The sequence below is a fragment of the Pseudomonas sp. AC083 genome (assembly GCF_979253165.1).
The window spans coordinates 226730-240993 of the sequence record NZ_CEEDDH010000001.1; the positions used below are offsets into that span (position 1 = coordinate 226730).

The following is a 14264-nucleotide window of genomic DNA, read 5'->3' on the forward strand; positions in this document are numbered from 1 at the left end:
CGTTAAGGAGAGATGCTCAATGACTGCTGAAAGACCTTCAGAGCTGAGTTACAACCCGCACATGCCGCTGTCGCAGGCGTTGCTGCTGCCACGTATCGTCATCGAAAACACCATGCCGACTCTCGACGGCGGCCAGTTCGCCGCCAAATCGATTGCCGGGCGCGAAGTGGTGGTCACCAGCAAAGTCTTTGCCGACGGCCATGACAAGCTCGCCGTGCGTATTCGCTGGCGCGAGGAAGGCCAGGAAACCTGGCAGACCGAGGTCATGTCCGATCAGGGCAACAACACTTGGCAAGGCCAGTTCCGCCCTGAGGAGCAGGGCCGCTACCTGTATTGCATCGAAGCGTGGATCGACCATTTCGCCAGCTTCCAGTACGAACTGGAAAAGAAGCACAGCGCGGCGGTGCCGGTTTCTATGGAGTTGCAGGAAGGCCGCACGATGGTGCAACAGGCCGCCGAACGCAGCGAAGGCCAGCTCAGCGAGCAGCTCGCCGCGCTGCACCATGAATTGTCGGGCCTGCTCGAAACCGAGCAGGTCGCGTTGTTTCTGCACTCGCGCAGTGCAGAGCTGATGGCCCAGGCCGATCACCGCGCCTACCTCAGCGTCAGCGCCGAATTCCCCATGGACGTCGAGCGCGAACTCGCCGAGTTCGCCAGTTGGTATGAGCTGTTTCCACGCTCGATCACCGACGATCCCCAGCGTCACGGCACTTTCAACGATGTGCATTCGCGTCTGCCGATGATTCAGGACATGGGCTTCGATGTTTTGTACTTCACGCCGATTCATCCGATCGGCCGTGCCCACCGCAAGGGCCGCAACAACTCCCTGACCGCCAGCCCGGACGATCCCGGCAGCCCGTACGCGATCGGCAGCGAGGAGGGTGGCCACGAAGCGATTCACTCGCAACTCGGCACCCGTGAAGATTTCCGCCGCCTGGTGGCTGCCGCCGCCGATCATGGCCTGGAAATCGCTCTCGACTTCGCCATCCAGTGTTCCCAGGACCATCCGTGGCTAAAGGAGCATCCGGGCTGGTTCAACTGGCGCCCGGACGGCACGATCAAATACGCCGAAAATCCGCCTAAGAAGTATCAGGACATCGTCAACGTCGACTTCTATGCGCCGGACGCGATTCCGAGCCTGTGGGTCGAGTTGCGCGACATCGTCGTCGGCTGGGTCAAGGAAGGCGTGAAGATCTTCCGCGTCGACAACCCGCACACCAAACCGCTGCCGTTCTGGCAATGGCTGATCGCCGATGTGCGCACGCTTTATCCGGAAGTGATCTTCCTCGCCGAGGCCTTCACCACGCCGGCGATGATGGCGCGTCTGGGCAAGGTCGGGTATTCGCAGAGCTACACCTATTTCACCTGGCGCAATACCAAGGCCGAGCTGGCGGAATATTTCACCGAACTGAATCAGTCGCCGTGGCGCGAATGCTACCGGCCGAATTTCTTCGTCAATACCCCGGACATCAACCCGGCGTTTTTGCATGAGTCGGGGCGTCCCGGTTTCCTCATTCGCGCGGCGCTCGCGACTATGGGCTCGGGGCTGTGGGGCATGTATTCCGGTTTCGAATTGTGCGAATCGGCGCCGGTGCCGGGCAAAGAGGAATACCTCGACTCGGAGAAATACGAAATCCGTGTCCGCGATTTCACCGCGCCCGGCAACATCATTGCCGAGATCGCCCAGCTCAACCGCATCCGCCGGCAGAACCCGGCGCTGCACACCCATCTGGGGCTGAAAATCTACAACGCCTGGAACGACAACATTCTGTACTTCGGCAAGCGCAGCGCCGATGGCAGCAATTTCATTCTGGTCGCGGTCAGCCTCGATCCGCATAACGTGCAGGAAGCGAATTTCGAACTGCCGCTGTGGGAAATGGGCCTGCCGGATGATGCCACCACCCATGGCGAAGATTTGATGAACGGCCATCGCTGGGACTGGCACGGCAAATATCAGTTCATGCGTATTGACCCGGCGTATCAGCCGTTCGGGATTTGGCGGATTACAGCTTCGTAACATTTGCACCGCACTTGTGGAGAGGGGATTTATCCCCGCCGGGGCGCGCAGCAGCCCCTTTTTTCAAGCTGCACCGCGTTAACAATTTGCGACTGCTGCGCAGCCGAACGGGGATAAATCCCCTCGCCACAGGGGCTCATCACTGCGAGTCCCTCGGTGTATCAGAGAATTTTTCAGGAGTTCCACATGGCGAAGAAACCCAAGGCAGCCGCCTTCATCAAAGACCCGCTCTGGTACAAGGACGCGGTGATCTATCAGGTTCACGTCAAATCGTTTTTCGACTCCAACAATGACGGGATCGGCGACTTTCCCGGGCTTATCGCCAAACTCGATTACATTGCCGACCTCGGCGTCAACACCATCTGGCTGCTGCCGTTCTATCCCTCGCCACGTCGCGACGACGGTTACGACATCGCCGAATACCGTGGCGTGCACAGCGACTACGGGACCATGGCCGACGCCAAGCGCTTCATTGCCGAAGCGCACAAGCGCGGTCTGCGGGTGATTACCGAACTGGTCATCAACCACACCTCCGACCAGCACCCGTGGTTCCAGCGTGCGCGCAAGGCCAAACCCGGTTCGGCAGCGCGGGATTTCTACGTCTGGTCCGATGACGATCAGAAATACGACGGCACGCGGATCATCTTCCTCGATACCGAAAAGTCCAACTGGACCTGGGACCCGGTCGCCGGCCAGTACTTCTGGCACCGTTTCTACTCGCACCAGCCGGATCTGAACTTCGACAACCCGCAAGTGATGAAAGCCGTGCTGTCGGTGATGCGCTACTGGCTGGACATGGGCATCGACGGTCTGCGTCTCGACGCGATTCCGTACCTGATCGAGCGCGACGGCACCAACAACGAAAACCTGCCCGAGACCCACGACGTCCTCAAGCAGATCCGTGCCGAGATCGACGCCAACTATCCCGACCGCATGCTGCTGGCCGAGGCCAATCAGTGGCCGGAAGACACTCAGCTGTATTTCGGTGACACCGATGCCGCTGGCGTCAATGGCGACGAATGCCACATGGCCTTCCACTTCCCGCTGATGCCGCGCATGTACATGGCCCTGGCGCAGGAAGATCGCTTCCCGATCACCGACATTCTTCGGCAGACCCCGGAAATTCCGGCGAATTGCCAGTGGGCGATTTTCCTGCGTAACCACGATGAGCTGACCCTGGAAATGGTCACCGACCGTGAGCGCGATTACCTGTGGAATTATTACGCGGCTGACCGTCGCGCGCGGATCAACCTCGGTATTCGCCGCCGACTCGCACCGTTGATGGAACGCGATCGTCGCCGCATCGAACTGCTCAACAGCCTGCTGCTGTCGATGCCCGGCACGCCGACCCTGTATTACGGCGACGAAATCGGCATGGGCGACAATATCTACCTTGGCGACCGGGACGGCGTGCGTACGCCGATGCAGTGGTCGATCGACCGCAACGGCGGTTTCTCCCGCGCCGATCCGGCCAGTCTGGTACTGCCGCCGATCATGGATCCGCAGTATGGCTATCAGTCGGTCAACGTCGAAACCCAGTCCGGCGATCCGCATTCGCTGTTGAACTGGACGCGGCGCCTGCTGGCCGTGCGCAAGCAATCGAAAGCCTTCGGCCGTGGCACGTTGAAAATGCTCTCGCCGGCCAACCGTCGCGTGCTGGCTTATACGCGCGAATACACCGATGTCGATGGCAAGCACGAAATCATCCTGTGTGTGGCCAACGTTTCGCGCAGTGCGCAAGCAGTGGAGCTGGATCTGTCGGCGTACGTCGGCATGGTGCCGGTGGAAATGCTCGGCGGTAATGCGTTCCCGCCGATTGGCCAGTTGAATTTCCTTCTGACCCTGGCGCCGTACGGCTTCTATTGGTTCGCGCTGGCAGCGGAGAACCAGATGCCAAGCTGGCACGTCGAACCGGCGCAGAGCCTGCCGGACTTCACCACGCTGGTGCTGAAAAAACGCATGGAAGAGCTGCTCGAAGCGCCGTCGCGTACGACGCTGGAGCAAAGCATTCTGCCGAGCTGGCTGCAGAACCGTCGCTGGTTCGCCGGCAAGGACGCGGCGATCGAGAAGGTCAATCTGGCTTACGGCGTGCGTTTCGGTGATGCCCAGCATCCAGTGCTGCTCAGCGAAATCGAAGTCACCAGCGGTGGCCAGACCAACCGTTATCAACTGCCGTTCGGCTTCATTGCCGAAGACCATGTCGGCCCGCCGTTGCCGCAGCAATTGGCGCTATCGCGTGTACGCCGTGTGCGTCAGGTCGGCCTGATTACCGATGCGTTCAGTCTGGAAACCTTCGTCCGCGCCGTTCTGCAAGGAATGCAGAACAACACCGTACTGGAGTCGATCGAAGGCGAAATCCGCTTCGAACAGACAGATCATCTGGAAAAACTCGGCCTCGGCGCCGAGTCGGATGTGCGCTACCTGTCGGCCGAGCAATCGAACAGCTCCGTGGTTGTCGGCAACAGCCTGGTGCTTAAGCTGATACGCAAAGTGGCTTCTGGCGTACACCCGGAACTGGAGATGAGCGCTTACCTGACCGAGGCCGGGTTTGCCAATATCTCGCCACTGCTCGGTTCGGTGATTCGCCGCGACGCGCAGGGTGAAGACAACTTGCTGATGATCGCTCAGGGCTATCTGAGCAATCAGGGCGATGCATGGGAATGGACGCAGAACAACCTGGAACGGGCGCTCCGTGATGAACTGGCCGACGCCATGTCCGAGCAGGAGCAGCATTACAACGCGCTCGGCGAGCTGAAGGACTTCGCCGGCATGCTCGGCCAACGTCTGGGCGAGATGCATCAGGTGCTCGCTGCGCCAACCGACAACGCCGACTTTGCGCCGCAAGTGTCGTCGAGCAAGGACATGGCCGCGACGGCCAAGGATGTCACCGCCCAGGTCGAACATGCCTTGAAATTGCTCAAGCAGCATCAAGGCGAGTTGAACGCGGCGGACCAGAAACTGGTCAAGCGTCTGCTCGACGGGAAGAAAACCATTCTTGCCCATGTGCAGGATCTGGCGAAGAAAGCCACTGGCGGCTTGCGCATCCGGGTGCATGGCGACTTGCATTTGGGTCAGGTGCTGGTGATCAAGGGCGATGCCTACCTGATCGACTTCGAGGGCGAACCGGCGCGGCCGTTGAGTGAGCGTCGCGGCAAGCACAGCCCGTACAAGGATGTCAGCGGCGTACTGCGTTCGTTCGATTACGCAGCGGCGATGACCATCAACGTACACAACGTTGATAACAGCACCGAAGCCGAAGCGGCGCGTAAACGGGTCGCCGAGCGTTATCTGCGCGAAGCACGCGAGGCATTTGTCCAGGCATACCGCGAGGCAGCAGCTAGTCTTGAGCATGCTTGGCAGGATCCTCAGGGTGCCGACGCCGCGCTGGCGTTGTTCGGCCTGGAAAAAGCCGCTTATGAAGTGGCCTACGAGGCGGAAAACCGCCCAACGTGGCTGCCCGTGCCATTGCACGGCTTGTATGGATTATTGACAGGGCTTAAACCCTTTTCCGATCTTGGTGGAGAGTAGTCATGAGTTTCTCGAACAAGGAACAGGGTGTGGTAAAGGAAGCATTGTTACCCTCGGCACGCGACATTGATGCCTTGGTACGCGCCGAACATCAGGACCCGTTTTCCATTCTCGGCCCGCACGGCGATGGCGCTGGCGGGCAGTTCATCCGCGCTTATCTGCCGGGTGCGCTGAGTGTCGCGGTGCTGGACAAGGACAGCGGCGAAGAGCTTGGCCCGCTGGAGATGACCGAGACGCCGGGGCTGTTTGTCGGCCATTTCGATCAGGCGCGACCGTACCTGTTGCGCACGCGCTGGGCCGGTGGCGAGCAGGTCGCCGAAGATCCGTACAGCTTTGGCCAGCTGCTGGGCGAAATGGATTTGTATCTGTTCGCCGAAGGCAATCACCGTGACCTCAGCGCTTGCCTCGGTGCGCAGCTGAAAACCGTTGATGGTGTCGACGGTGTGCGCTTTGCCGTGTGGGCACCGAATGCCCGCCGTGTCTCGGTGGTTGGCGATTTCAACGTCTGGGACGGTCGTCGTCACCCGATGCGCCTGCGCCATCCTTCGGGCGTGTGGGAGTTGTTCATTCCGCGTTTGCAAGCGGGGGAGTTGTACAAGTACGAAATCCTCGGCGCCCACGGCATTCTGCCGCTCAAGGCCGACCCGATGGCGCTGGCCACCAGCCTGCCACCGGACACCGCCTCGAAAGTCGCCTCGCCATTACAGATCGACTGGCAGGATCACGAGTGGATGAACTCCCGTCAGGATCGCCAGCAGCGCTCCAAGCCTCTGTCGATCTATGAGTTGCACGCCGGTTCCTGGCAGTGCGAGCTGGATGATCTCGGCGAAGTCGCGCGCCAGTACACCTGGCCGGAACTGGCCGAGCGGCTGATTCCTTATGTCAAAGAGCTGGGATTCACCCACATCGAACTGATGCCGATCATGGAGCACCCGTTCGGCGGTTCCTGGGGCTATCAGTTGCTTTCGCAATTCGCGCCGAGTGCGCGTTACGGCACGCCGGATCAGTTCGCCGCGTTCGTCAACGCCTGTCACCAGGCCGACATCGGTGTGATCCTCGACTGGGTACCGGCGCATTTCCCCACCGATACCCACGGCCTGGCCCAGTTCGACGGCACCGCGCTGTACGAATACGGCAACCCACTGGAAGGCTTCCATCAGGATTGGGACACGCTGATCTACAACCTCGGTCGCACCGAAGTGCACGGTTACATGCTGGCCTCGGCGCTGCACTGGCTGAAACACTTCCACATCGACGGCCTGCGTGTCGATGCCGTGGCCTCGATGCTATACCGCGATTATTCGCGCAAGGCTGGCGAATGGGTGCCGAACCGCCACGGCGGTCGGGAGAACCTGGAGGCCATCGACTTCCTGCGTCATTTGAACGACGTGGTTGAACTGGAAGCGCCGGGTGCGCTGGTGATCGCCGAAGAGTCCACCGCATGGCCGGGCGTCAGCCAGAGCACCCAGCAGGGCGGCCTGGGCTTTTCCTACAAATGGAACATGGGCTGGATGCACGATTCGCTGCACTACATCCAGCAGGACCCGGTGTACCGCGCCCATCACCACAACGAGTTGAGCTTTGGTCTGGTCTACGCCTGGTCCGAGCGCTTCATCCTGCCGATTTCCCACGACGAAGTGGTGCACGGCAAGCACTCGCTGATCGACAAGATGCCCGGCGACCGCTGGCAGAAGTTCGCCAACCTGCGCGCCTATCTGAGCTTCATGTGGACGCACCCGGGCAAGAAGCTGTTGTTCATGGGCTGCGAGTTTGGCCAGTGGCGCGAGTGGAACCACGATCAGCAACTGGACTGGTACCTGCTGCAGTACTCCGAGCACAAAGGTGTGCAGAAACTGGTTGGCGATCTCAACCGGCTGTATCGCGAAGAGCCGGCGCTGCACGATCAGGACGACGCGCCGCAAGGCTTCCAGTGGTTGATTGGCGATGATGCGATCAACAGCGTTTACGCATGGCTACGCTGGAGCAAGGACGGCTCGCCGGTTTTGGTCGTCGCCAACTTCACACCGGTACCGCGCCAGTCGTATCGCGTCGGCGTGCCGTTTGCCGGACGCTGGACCGAGCTGTTCAACAGTGACGCCGACATTTATGCCGGCTCCAACTATGGCAATGGCGGCGGAGCGTTGACCGATGAAGTACCGAGTCATGGTCAATCCTTGTCGCTGGAACTGAATCTACCGCCTTTGGCGGTGTTGATTCTCAAGCCGCAGGGCTGATCCAGGAACAGTAAAACTGTGGGAGCGGGCTTGCCCGCGATGAGGCCGTCACATTCAGCATCTCTGTTGACTGAGATGCCGCCATTGCTGGCAAGCCAGCTCCCACAAGGTTTTTCAGTGATCAGCAGATCACCAGCGCATCCGCACGCCGAGGCTGCCGATGATCCCGTTCAAGTCATTGTCATCCACATCGCTGCTGTAATCGGCGCTCATGTACAGGCTTACCGCCGGTGTGACCCGCGCCACCAGACCCAAACCCAATTCCACTGTTGAAGACTTGCGGCTGCTGCTGATCTTGTCGACCTGATCGAGCGTCACCGTGCTGCCTGTGTAAACGGTGTGCCAAAGGTTGGTGCGCACGTAGGGTTCGACAGGCAACCCGTTCAAGTCATAACTGCCTTTCAACCGCGCACCGACGCGGCCACTCCACGCGGTCAGGTCGGTGGAAGAGGCATTGCCCGAGCCGGCGTACGGAGCGTCGAGACTGATGCGCTGGTTGATCAGTTGTGCCTGCGGCTCGACCACCCAGTTTTCACTCAAGCCGATCGGGTAACCGCCTTCGACGGAAAAGGTCATCGCATTGCCTTCGGTGGCTTGCCGATTACCTTGCGCAGTGCGACTGAAGCCGCTGACCCGACCGCCGCTGGCCGACAGGTCGACGTGCCAGCCTTGCGCACCCACCAGACTGTAATAGGCGCCGAGGCTCTGGCCTTGCAGGTTGAGGCTGTCAGTGTTGCGGTCGGCGAGGGCACGTCGGGTCAGCGCACCATCGGCATTCAGCTGGACCTGATTGTCGCCACCTATAAGACCAAGGGTCTGAGTGGTCCCGTTAGCGCTTTTCAACGTGACTACGGCCGGACCTTTGAACTCGCCAGCGGCCATCGCATAACCGGATGAAAGTGCGTCGGTCTGTGCTTGCCGAGCGCTTTTGCCGTACAGCTCGTCCCAGGCAGATGGGGCAAGATCCTCAGTGATCAGGCGCGAACTCTGCTGACTCAATGGCAGCGTTCCGGGTGTTATCACGGTTACTGGCAGGGTCAGCACCGGTACGTCGGCGCGATACCACGCGGGTTCATCCGCCGCAGATCCCGCATGAGCCTCCATGGACGAGCACAGCAACAGCGAACCTGACACTGTGCAAAGGGTGATTTTCAGTTCGTTTGGGGTCAGTGAAGTTTTCATGGGGGTCTACCTTGCAAGCGCATGCGTCATCTCGTGTTTGGCGTCTCTCCTACCCCGAACGAGGGGCGACCGAATAGAGCGGGGCGAACCGCGGCTGCTCGATTTCGCGAGTGCCGGAAGGTCAGCCCCAGTAGTGATTCCGGGGGTAGTAAGGTAGAGATAAGAAGAGTGACGCCTGCGCGTCAAGAAAATGCACGATGAATGGCGCGCTTAAATCAGCATTTGCAAGCGTTTGTTTTTCAGAACATAACTAAGTGTTTGTTTGCATGGAAAAACGCTTGCGAAGCAGGCGGCTGGCGGTTTTTTGCCGCCGACGAAAGGTCCTTTCCATCGTTAGTTGCCGGGAAGGCCTGTCATTTAATTGCTGTCAAAAATGCCCTTACAGATGCACTTCGACCGCCAGCGGGAGGTGATCGGAAAGATGCGTCCACGGCTTGTTGCCAAGAATGCGTGGGTCGTGGCTGCTGGCATTGCGCAAGTAGATCCGGTCAAGCCTCAGCAAGGGAAACCGCGCGGGATAGGTTTTCGCCGGGCGCCCATGATGGCGCTCAAAGGCTTCATGCAGATAATCGCGACGGGCAAGGGCGGCGTTGCCTTGCAACTGCCAGTCATTGAAATCGCCGGCGATGATCACCGGCGCATCGTCGGGCAGTGATTCAAGCAACTGGCAGAGCAGTTGCAACTGCAATTGCCGATGGCTTTCCAGCAGGCTCAAATGCACACAGATCGCATGCACTTCGGCATGCCCCGGCACATCAAGGATGCAGTGCAACAGCCCGCGCCGTTCAGGCCCGGTGATCGACACGTCGAGGTTGCGATATGCGCGGATCGGGTATTTCGACAGCAGCGCGTTGCCATGATGGCCGTCGGGGTAAACGGCGTTGCGCCCGTAGGCAAAATCGCTCCACATACTGTCGGCGAGGAATTCGTACTGCGACGTCTGCGGCCAGTCGTTGTAACGACTGGAATGGCGTTCGTGCTCACCCACCACTTCCTGCAGGAACACCAGATCGGCCGAGGTACTGCGCATCGCTTCGCGCAGTTCCGGGAGAACGAACCGCCGATTCAGCGCGGTGAAGCCCTTATGGGTGTTGACCGTGAGTACCCGCAGGCGATGAATGACTGGCGCGTCGACCGCTTGACGCTTGGGATCGCTGGACACGTTCACTCCTCTGAATTGGGCCATGCCTGTTCATGCGACTGGTTTGAGGGGGTGGCAGTTCCTTCCGATGATTCACTGCTGGGCTAGTGTGGGAGCGAGCCTGCTCGCGAAGACTTCATCACATTCAATACATCTGACACATGACACACCGCTTTCGCGAGCAGGCTCGCTCCCACAGGTATGGTGAACTTCCGCCGTTCAGAGGAAGACGATTTCATACGGCAGGCGCATCCGCTCCAGCAGCACCGGTGGCAGCAGCGGGGCGATGCCGATGGCCGGTTCGCCTTTGAGCTGGCTGGCATAGGCGTGGGTGGCGTGGCTCTTGCGCGCGACTGTCCAGGTGTCGAGACGCAGCTTGCGCGCGCGTTCCCAGGGAATCATTTGCTGCTCGCGCTCCGGCCAGTGCCAGGCCCACACCGGCACATCGTGGTAGGTCGCCCCGGCTTTCTGCGCCGCGTCGAAACTGGCCCGGCCAACCACTTCATGGTCCGGTGGGCCATCCTTGCGCCAGGTACTGAACACTACGTCGCCCGGTCGCAGGTAACGGCCGATGAACTCGGTGAGCTGGCTTTGCTGATCACTCAGTGCGTTGTCGGTAAAGCCGCCGCGCACCCACTTCAGGCTGTGCATGGGCAGGCCGAGGCGGCGCAGGGCTTCAACGCTTTCCTGCGGACGGAATACGCTCAGGCGCTGTTCCGACCACTGGCGCGAGCCGGGGTGGCTGGCGCTACCGTCGGTAATCGAGAGCAATTGCAGGGGATGGCCAAGGCTGGAGAGCAATTGCAGCAGACCGCCGCAAGTGACCACTTCGTCGCCCGGATGCGGGGCGATGACCACGGCGCGGGCGCCGGCGGGTACCAGGCTGTGGGTGTTGATGACGGGAATATTGTCGAGTTGCGGCGCGCTGTTCCAGATCTGTGCCGGCAGGCCGTGTTCGTTGAGCAATGACGATTTCATGAGTGCGACGTCCTTGTGGTATCTCGCCCTCAGTCGTGAGCAGCCAACGCTGATCGCGGCCCGTGAAGGCAAATGAATAGCAACGGTGCAGTGCTCCAACCCTTGGATTACTGCGAGGCAGAGTATTGCTCAAGACAGCCGATTCGTCGCGTCACAGATCAATCTGATCCGTAATTTTTTATTCCAGCTGTGCCAGATTGCGCAGAAAATCACCGAACCCGCCCTTGGCCCGACTGTCGAGACGGGCGCTGGTATGCACTTGCGGGCGGTGACTCCAGGCGATATTGGCGCCGCTGCGCTCCAGCGCACGCACCAGTTGCACATCCTCGTCACAGGTCAGCGACTTGAAACCGCCGGCCAGACGATAAGCCTCGGCGCTGACACCGAGGTTGGCGCCGTGAATGTGTCGATGCCCCTCACGGGCCTGATAATGGCGGTGATAGCGAATCTGCGCCGCCTCATCGATCGATTCGTGCCAGTGTTCGACCGTTACCGTGCCGCACACTGCGTCAGCCTCCAGCCCCAGTTGCGCCGCCAGCCAGTCATCGGCGACGCGGCTGTCGGCGTCGGTGCAGGCGATCCAGCGGGCACCGCGCTCGAGCAGCAGGCGCGCACCGGTGGCGCGGGCTTCGCCAACGTTGCGTGCATCGATCTGCAAGCTGAGCACTGGATAAGCGCTGACGATCTGCGCCGAGCCATCGCTGCAACTGTCGAGCACGACCAGTATTTCCACCGGCTCGCCGGCCAGTTGTGCATGCTGGCTGGCACGCAACGCTGCACGCAGGCATTCATCAAGCAGCGCCTCTTCATTGTGCGCCGGAATCACGATACCGATCAACGCAAGCCCTCCAGGGCCGCCACCGAGCGTGGCTCGCGGCTCCACAGTTCAAGAATGAAATCCGCTTCCTGATGCAGCACCAGACGCGGCAAAGCCAACTGATCGTGGATCTGATCGTGGACCTGACGCGCATTCAGCGGGCAGCCCTCGATCGGCGGGCGCCAGTGGCAGGCCAGCAATTGGCCGTCGGCGGTCAGTGACTCACTGATCCGGCGGATCATTTCTGTCAGATCTTTTTCGTCGAGGTAGTAGCCGACTTCGCTGAATACAATCAGGTCGAATTTTTCCTTCGGCCAGTCGGCCGGAAGGCGGCCCTGACGGACTTCTGCATGCTCGAAAATGCTCAAGCGAGTGCGCGCCAGCTTCACCGCCGCGCTCGCCGTGTCACAACACAACAGGCGGTCGCAGCGCGGGGCCAGTTCTGCACTCAGTTCGCCGTTGGCGCAACCCGGCTCGAACACCGACCTGTAGCGCGGACGGGGCAGGGCGGCGAGGGTGATCGCGCGCTTGCGCTGTTCGTACCAGCGCTGGCGAAACGCCCATGGGTCGTCATTGCCCGCGAACAGGCCGTCGAAATAGCGGTCATCGACGCTCACAGGAACACCACTTCAAAAGGTTGCAGCAAACGATCGAGCACATAGGGCGCGAGCACCGGCCCGAGGCCGACGTCGCGGTCGCCTTCCAACTGGCTGGCGAACGCGTGCGCGGCGTGGCGTTTACGTGCGATGTGCGTCGGTGAAAGGAGAATCTTGCGCGCACGCTCCCATGGCACCGAAGCGTCTTCCGGGGTTGCCCAGTGCCAGGTCCAGACCGGAAGTTCATGGCAGGTCGCACCAACGCGTCGCGCCGCTTCGACACTGGCGCGGCCGACGGCCTCGTGATCGCTGTGACCGTCCTGGCGCCAGGTAGTGAAAACCACATCACTGGCGTGCAGATAACCGGCGATGAATTCGCTCAACTCGGTTTCCTGCGCCGCCACTTGCGTATCGGTAAAGCCTCCGCGCAGCCATTTCAGGCTATGCATCGGCAGACCGAGACGACGCAAGGCTTCGGCAGACTCCTGCGGACGCACCACGCTCAATCGCTCGACTGTCCAGCGCTGCGAGCCGGGGTGACTGGCGCTGCCATCGGTAACAGAGATCAACTGCAACGGCCGTCCGGCTGCCGCCAGCAACTGCATGATGCCGCCGCAACCGAGCACTTCGTCATCCGGGTGCGGCGCGATGATCACCGCTCGCGAGCCCAGCGGTACCAAGTCAAGAATGTCGATGGCCGGCAGCTCGGCCAGACGGCGCGAAGCCTGCCATTGCTGCAATGAAGTGCCCTGGCCAACGATCGGGTTGGCTTTCATAACGCCCAGACCTCGCAGGACTGACCAGCAATCTGCTGGCCCAGTGCAGCAAGGTCGCGTTCAGCGTGACTCTGGCGCAGAAACACCGGCAGGTCGGCACTCAACCGGGCGAAATGCCGATCCTGACAAAACGGCCCGGCACCCAGCGCACGACCGACTTCACGCATCACCTGTTCAGCAGACTGTTCAACCACGGCGCGGGCGCGGCGGGCGAGCAATTCAGCGTCGGCCTCGGGCTGCGCATCGATTTGCAGCGCGCTGAAGCGCAACACATCGGCTGCCGCTTGCAGTGCTGTGTCAGTCGCACCGAGATGGGCGAGGGCGTGCGGTTCATCGCGTTGCGCGCAATGCTGACGCAGCCCTTCGGCAATCCGCCGTGAAGCGCCGTACCAGCAAGCCGCGATACCGATCCCGCCCTGCCAGAACCCCGGTCGTTGCAGGTAATCACCGGGGTTGCCAATGGCCTGCGCTTCAGCGTTGTCGAACAGCACTTCAACGCTGCCGGTGGCCGCCATGCCCACCGCTTGCCAGCCTTGATCGGTGATGGTCACGCCAGGTTGATCGAGTGCGACTGCAACCAGTTGCTGCTGACCGTCCGCGTCCCATGCGGTGAGCAAGGCGTGGCTGAGCACCGCAGCGCCAGAGCACCAAGCCTTGCGCCCGTTCAGCGTCACCATGTGCCCGGACGGCGTGACTTTCACCCGCGCCTGCGGCGGTTCGGCGGCCCACATGCCCCACGTGCTGCCCGGGGTTGGCGTACCGCCCAATTGCTCGATGATCGCCAGCGCATCCGTGTGGCCTTCATAGAGTTTGCACAGGCCTAAATCATGTCCGCCGACTTCCGAAAGACGCTGAAAGCGCTCCAGGGTGTGACCGCTGCCGGGCAACGGCAAGCGGTCAAGGCCGGCCTCGACCATTGCCCGCAGGCAACGGCCGAGGGCATTGGTGTCGGCGTAATCTGGCGGACGGCGGGCCAGATAATGTTGAAAGTCCAT

Annotated in this window: 10 protein-coding genes; 3 read left to right on the forward strand and 7 right to left on the reverse strand. The window is 61.0% G+C overall.

The window, feature by feature from the left end; all coding sequences use genetic code 11:
* The first annotated feature begins 19 nt into the window (after nucleotides 1–19).
* The 3 genes from AC0IXA_RS00960 to glgB all read left to right on the forward strand — a co-directional run bounded on the left by AC0IXA_RS00960 (nucleotide 20) and on the right by glgB (nucleotide 7779).
* On the forward strand, nucleotides 20–2017 hold the full coding sequence (locus AC0IXA_RS00960) for an alpha-1,4-glucan--maltose-1-phosphate maltosyltransferase (protein ID WP_471811196.1): 1998 nt from the start codon (nucleotides 20–22) through the stop codon (nucleotides 2015–2017).
* A 186-nt stretch (nucleotides 2018–2203) separates the two neighbouring features.
* Entirely contained in the window at nucleotides 2204–5545 is a 3342-nt protein-coding gene (gene treS / locus AC0IXA_RS00965; protein ID WP_471811198.1) for a maltose alpha-D-glucosyltransferase, read from the forward strand.
* 2 nt (nucleotides 5546–5547) lie between these two features.
* Nucleotides 5548–7779 carry a 1,4-alpha-glucan branching protein GlgB gene (gene glgB / locus AC0IXA_RS00970; RefSeq protein ID WP_016774635.1) on the forward strand — a complete coding sequence of 744 codons (2232 nt, stop codon included), beginning with the start codon at nucleotides 5548–5550 and terminating at the stop codon, nucleotides 7777–7779.
* Between the two features lie 129 nt (nucleotides 7780–7908).
* On the opposite strand, the gene AC0IXA_RS00975 is transcribed toward glgB, so the two are convergent.
* From AC0IXA_RS00975 to AC0IXA_RS01005, 7 genes are all read right to left on the reverse strand, one after another.
* Entirely contained in the window at nucleotides 7909–8961 is a 1053-nt protein-coding gene (locus AC0IXA_RS00975; RefSeq protein WP_471811200.1) for an autotransporter domain-containing protein, read from the reverse strand.
* Nucleotides 8962–9340: 379 nt separating this feature from the next.
* Nucleotides 9341–10123, reverse strand: a complete 783-nt coding sequence (locus AC0IXA_RS00980) for an endonuclease/exonuclease/phosphatase family protein (protein ID WP_471811202.1) — start codon at nucleotides 10121–10123, stop codon at nucleotides 9341–9343.
* A gap of 198 nt (nucleotides 10124–10321) precedes the next feature.
* Nucleotides 10322–11080, reverse strand: coding sequence for a PIG-L deacetylase family protein (locus AC0IXA_RS00985; protein ID WP_122601767.1), 759 nt, complete (start codon nucleotides 11078–11080; stop codon nucleotides 10322–10324).
* Nucleotides 11081–11258: 178 nt separating this feature from the next.
* Nucleotides 11259–11918 carry a glycosyltransferase family 2 protein gene (locus AC0IXA_RS00990; RefSeq protein WP_016774639.1) on the reverse strand — a complete coding sequence of 220 codons (660 nt, stop codon included), beginning with the start codon at nucleotides 11916–11918 and terminating at the stop codon, nucleotides 11259–11261.
* Entirely contained in the window at nucleotides 11915–12514 is a 600-nt protein-coding gene (locus AC0IXA_RS00995; RefSeq protein ID WP_123442546.1) for a class I SAM-dependent DNA methyltransferase, read from the reverse strand. The genes AC0IXA_RS00990 and AC0IXA_RS00995 overlap by 4 nt, the downstream gene beginning before the upstream one ends.
* Nucleotides 12511–13269 carry a PIG-L deacetylase family protein gene (locus tag AC0IXA_RS01000; protein ID WP_016774641.1) on the reverse strand — a complete coding sequence of 253 codons (759 nt, stop codon included), beginning with the start codon at nucleotides 13267–13269 and terminating at the stop codon, nucleotides 12511–12513. The genes AC0IXA_RS00995 and AC0IXA_RS01000 overlap by 4 nt, the downstream gene beginning before the upstream one ends.
* Nucleotides 13266–14264 (reverse strand): acyl-CoA dehydrogenase family protein, encoded by a 999-nt coding sequence (locus AC0IXA_RS01005; RefSeq protein WP_136493399.1) that lies wholly within the window; start codon nucleotides 14262–14264, stop codon nucleotides 13266–13268. Before AC0IXA_RS01005 ends, AC0IXA_RS01000 begins: the two co-directional genes overlap by 4 nt.

What these genes read in the sequence shown, in the direction of transcription:
- AC0IXA_RS00960 (WP_471811196.1), top strand. Translation starts at nt 20, where the DNA reads ATGACTGCTGAAAGACCTTCAGAGCTGAGTTACAACCCGCACATGCCG.
- treS (WP_471811198.1), top strand. Translation starts at nt 2,204, where the DNA reads ATGGCGAAGAAACCCAAGGCAGCCGCCTTCATCAAAGACCCGCTCTGG.
- glgB (WP_016774635.1), top strand. Translation starts at nt 5,548, where the DNA reads ATGAGTTTCTCGAACAAGGAACAGGGTGTGGTAAAGGAAGCATTGTTA.
- AC0IXA_RS00975 (WP_471811200.1), bottom strand. Translation starts at nt 8,961, where the DNA reads ATGAAAACTTCACTGACCCCAAACGAACTGAAAATCACCCTTTGCACA.
- AC0IXA_RS00985 (WP_122601767.1), bottom strand. Translation starts at nt 11,080, where the DNA reads ATGAAATCGTCATTGCTCAACGAACACGGCCTGCCGGCACAGATCTGG.
- AC0IXA_RS01000 (WP_016774641.1), bottom strand. Translation starts at nt 13,269, where the DNA reads ATGAAAGCCAACCCGATCGTTGGCCAGGGCACTTCATTGCAGCAATGG.
- AC0IXA_RS01005 (WP_136493399.1), bottom strand. Translation starts at nt 14,264, where the DNA reads ATGGACTTTCAACATTATCTGGCCCGCCGTCCGCCAGATTACGCCGAC.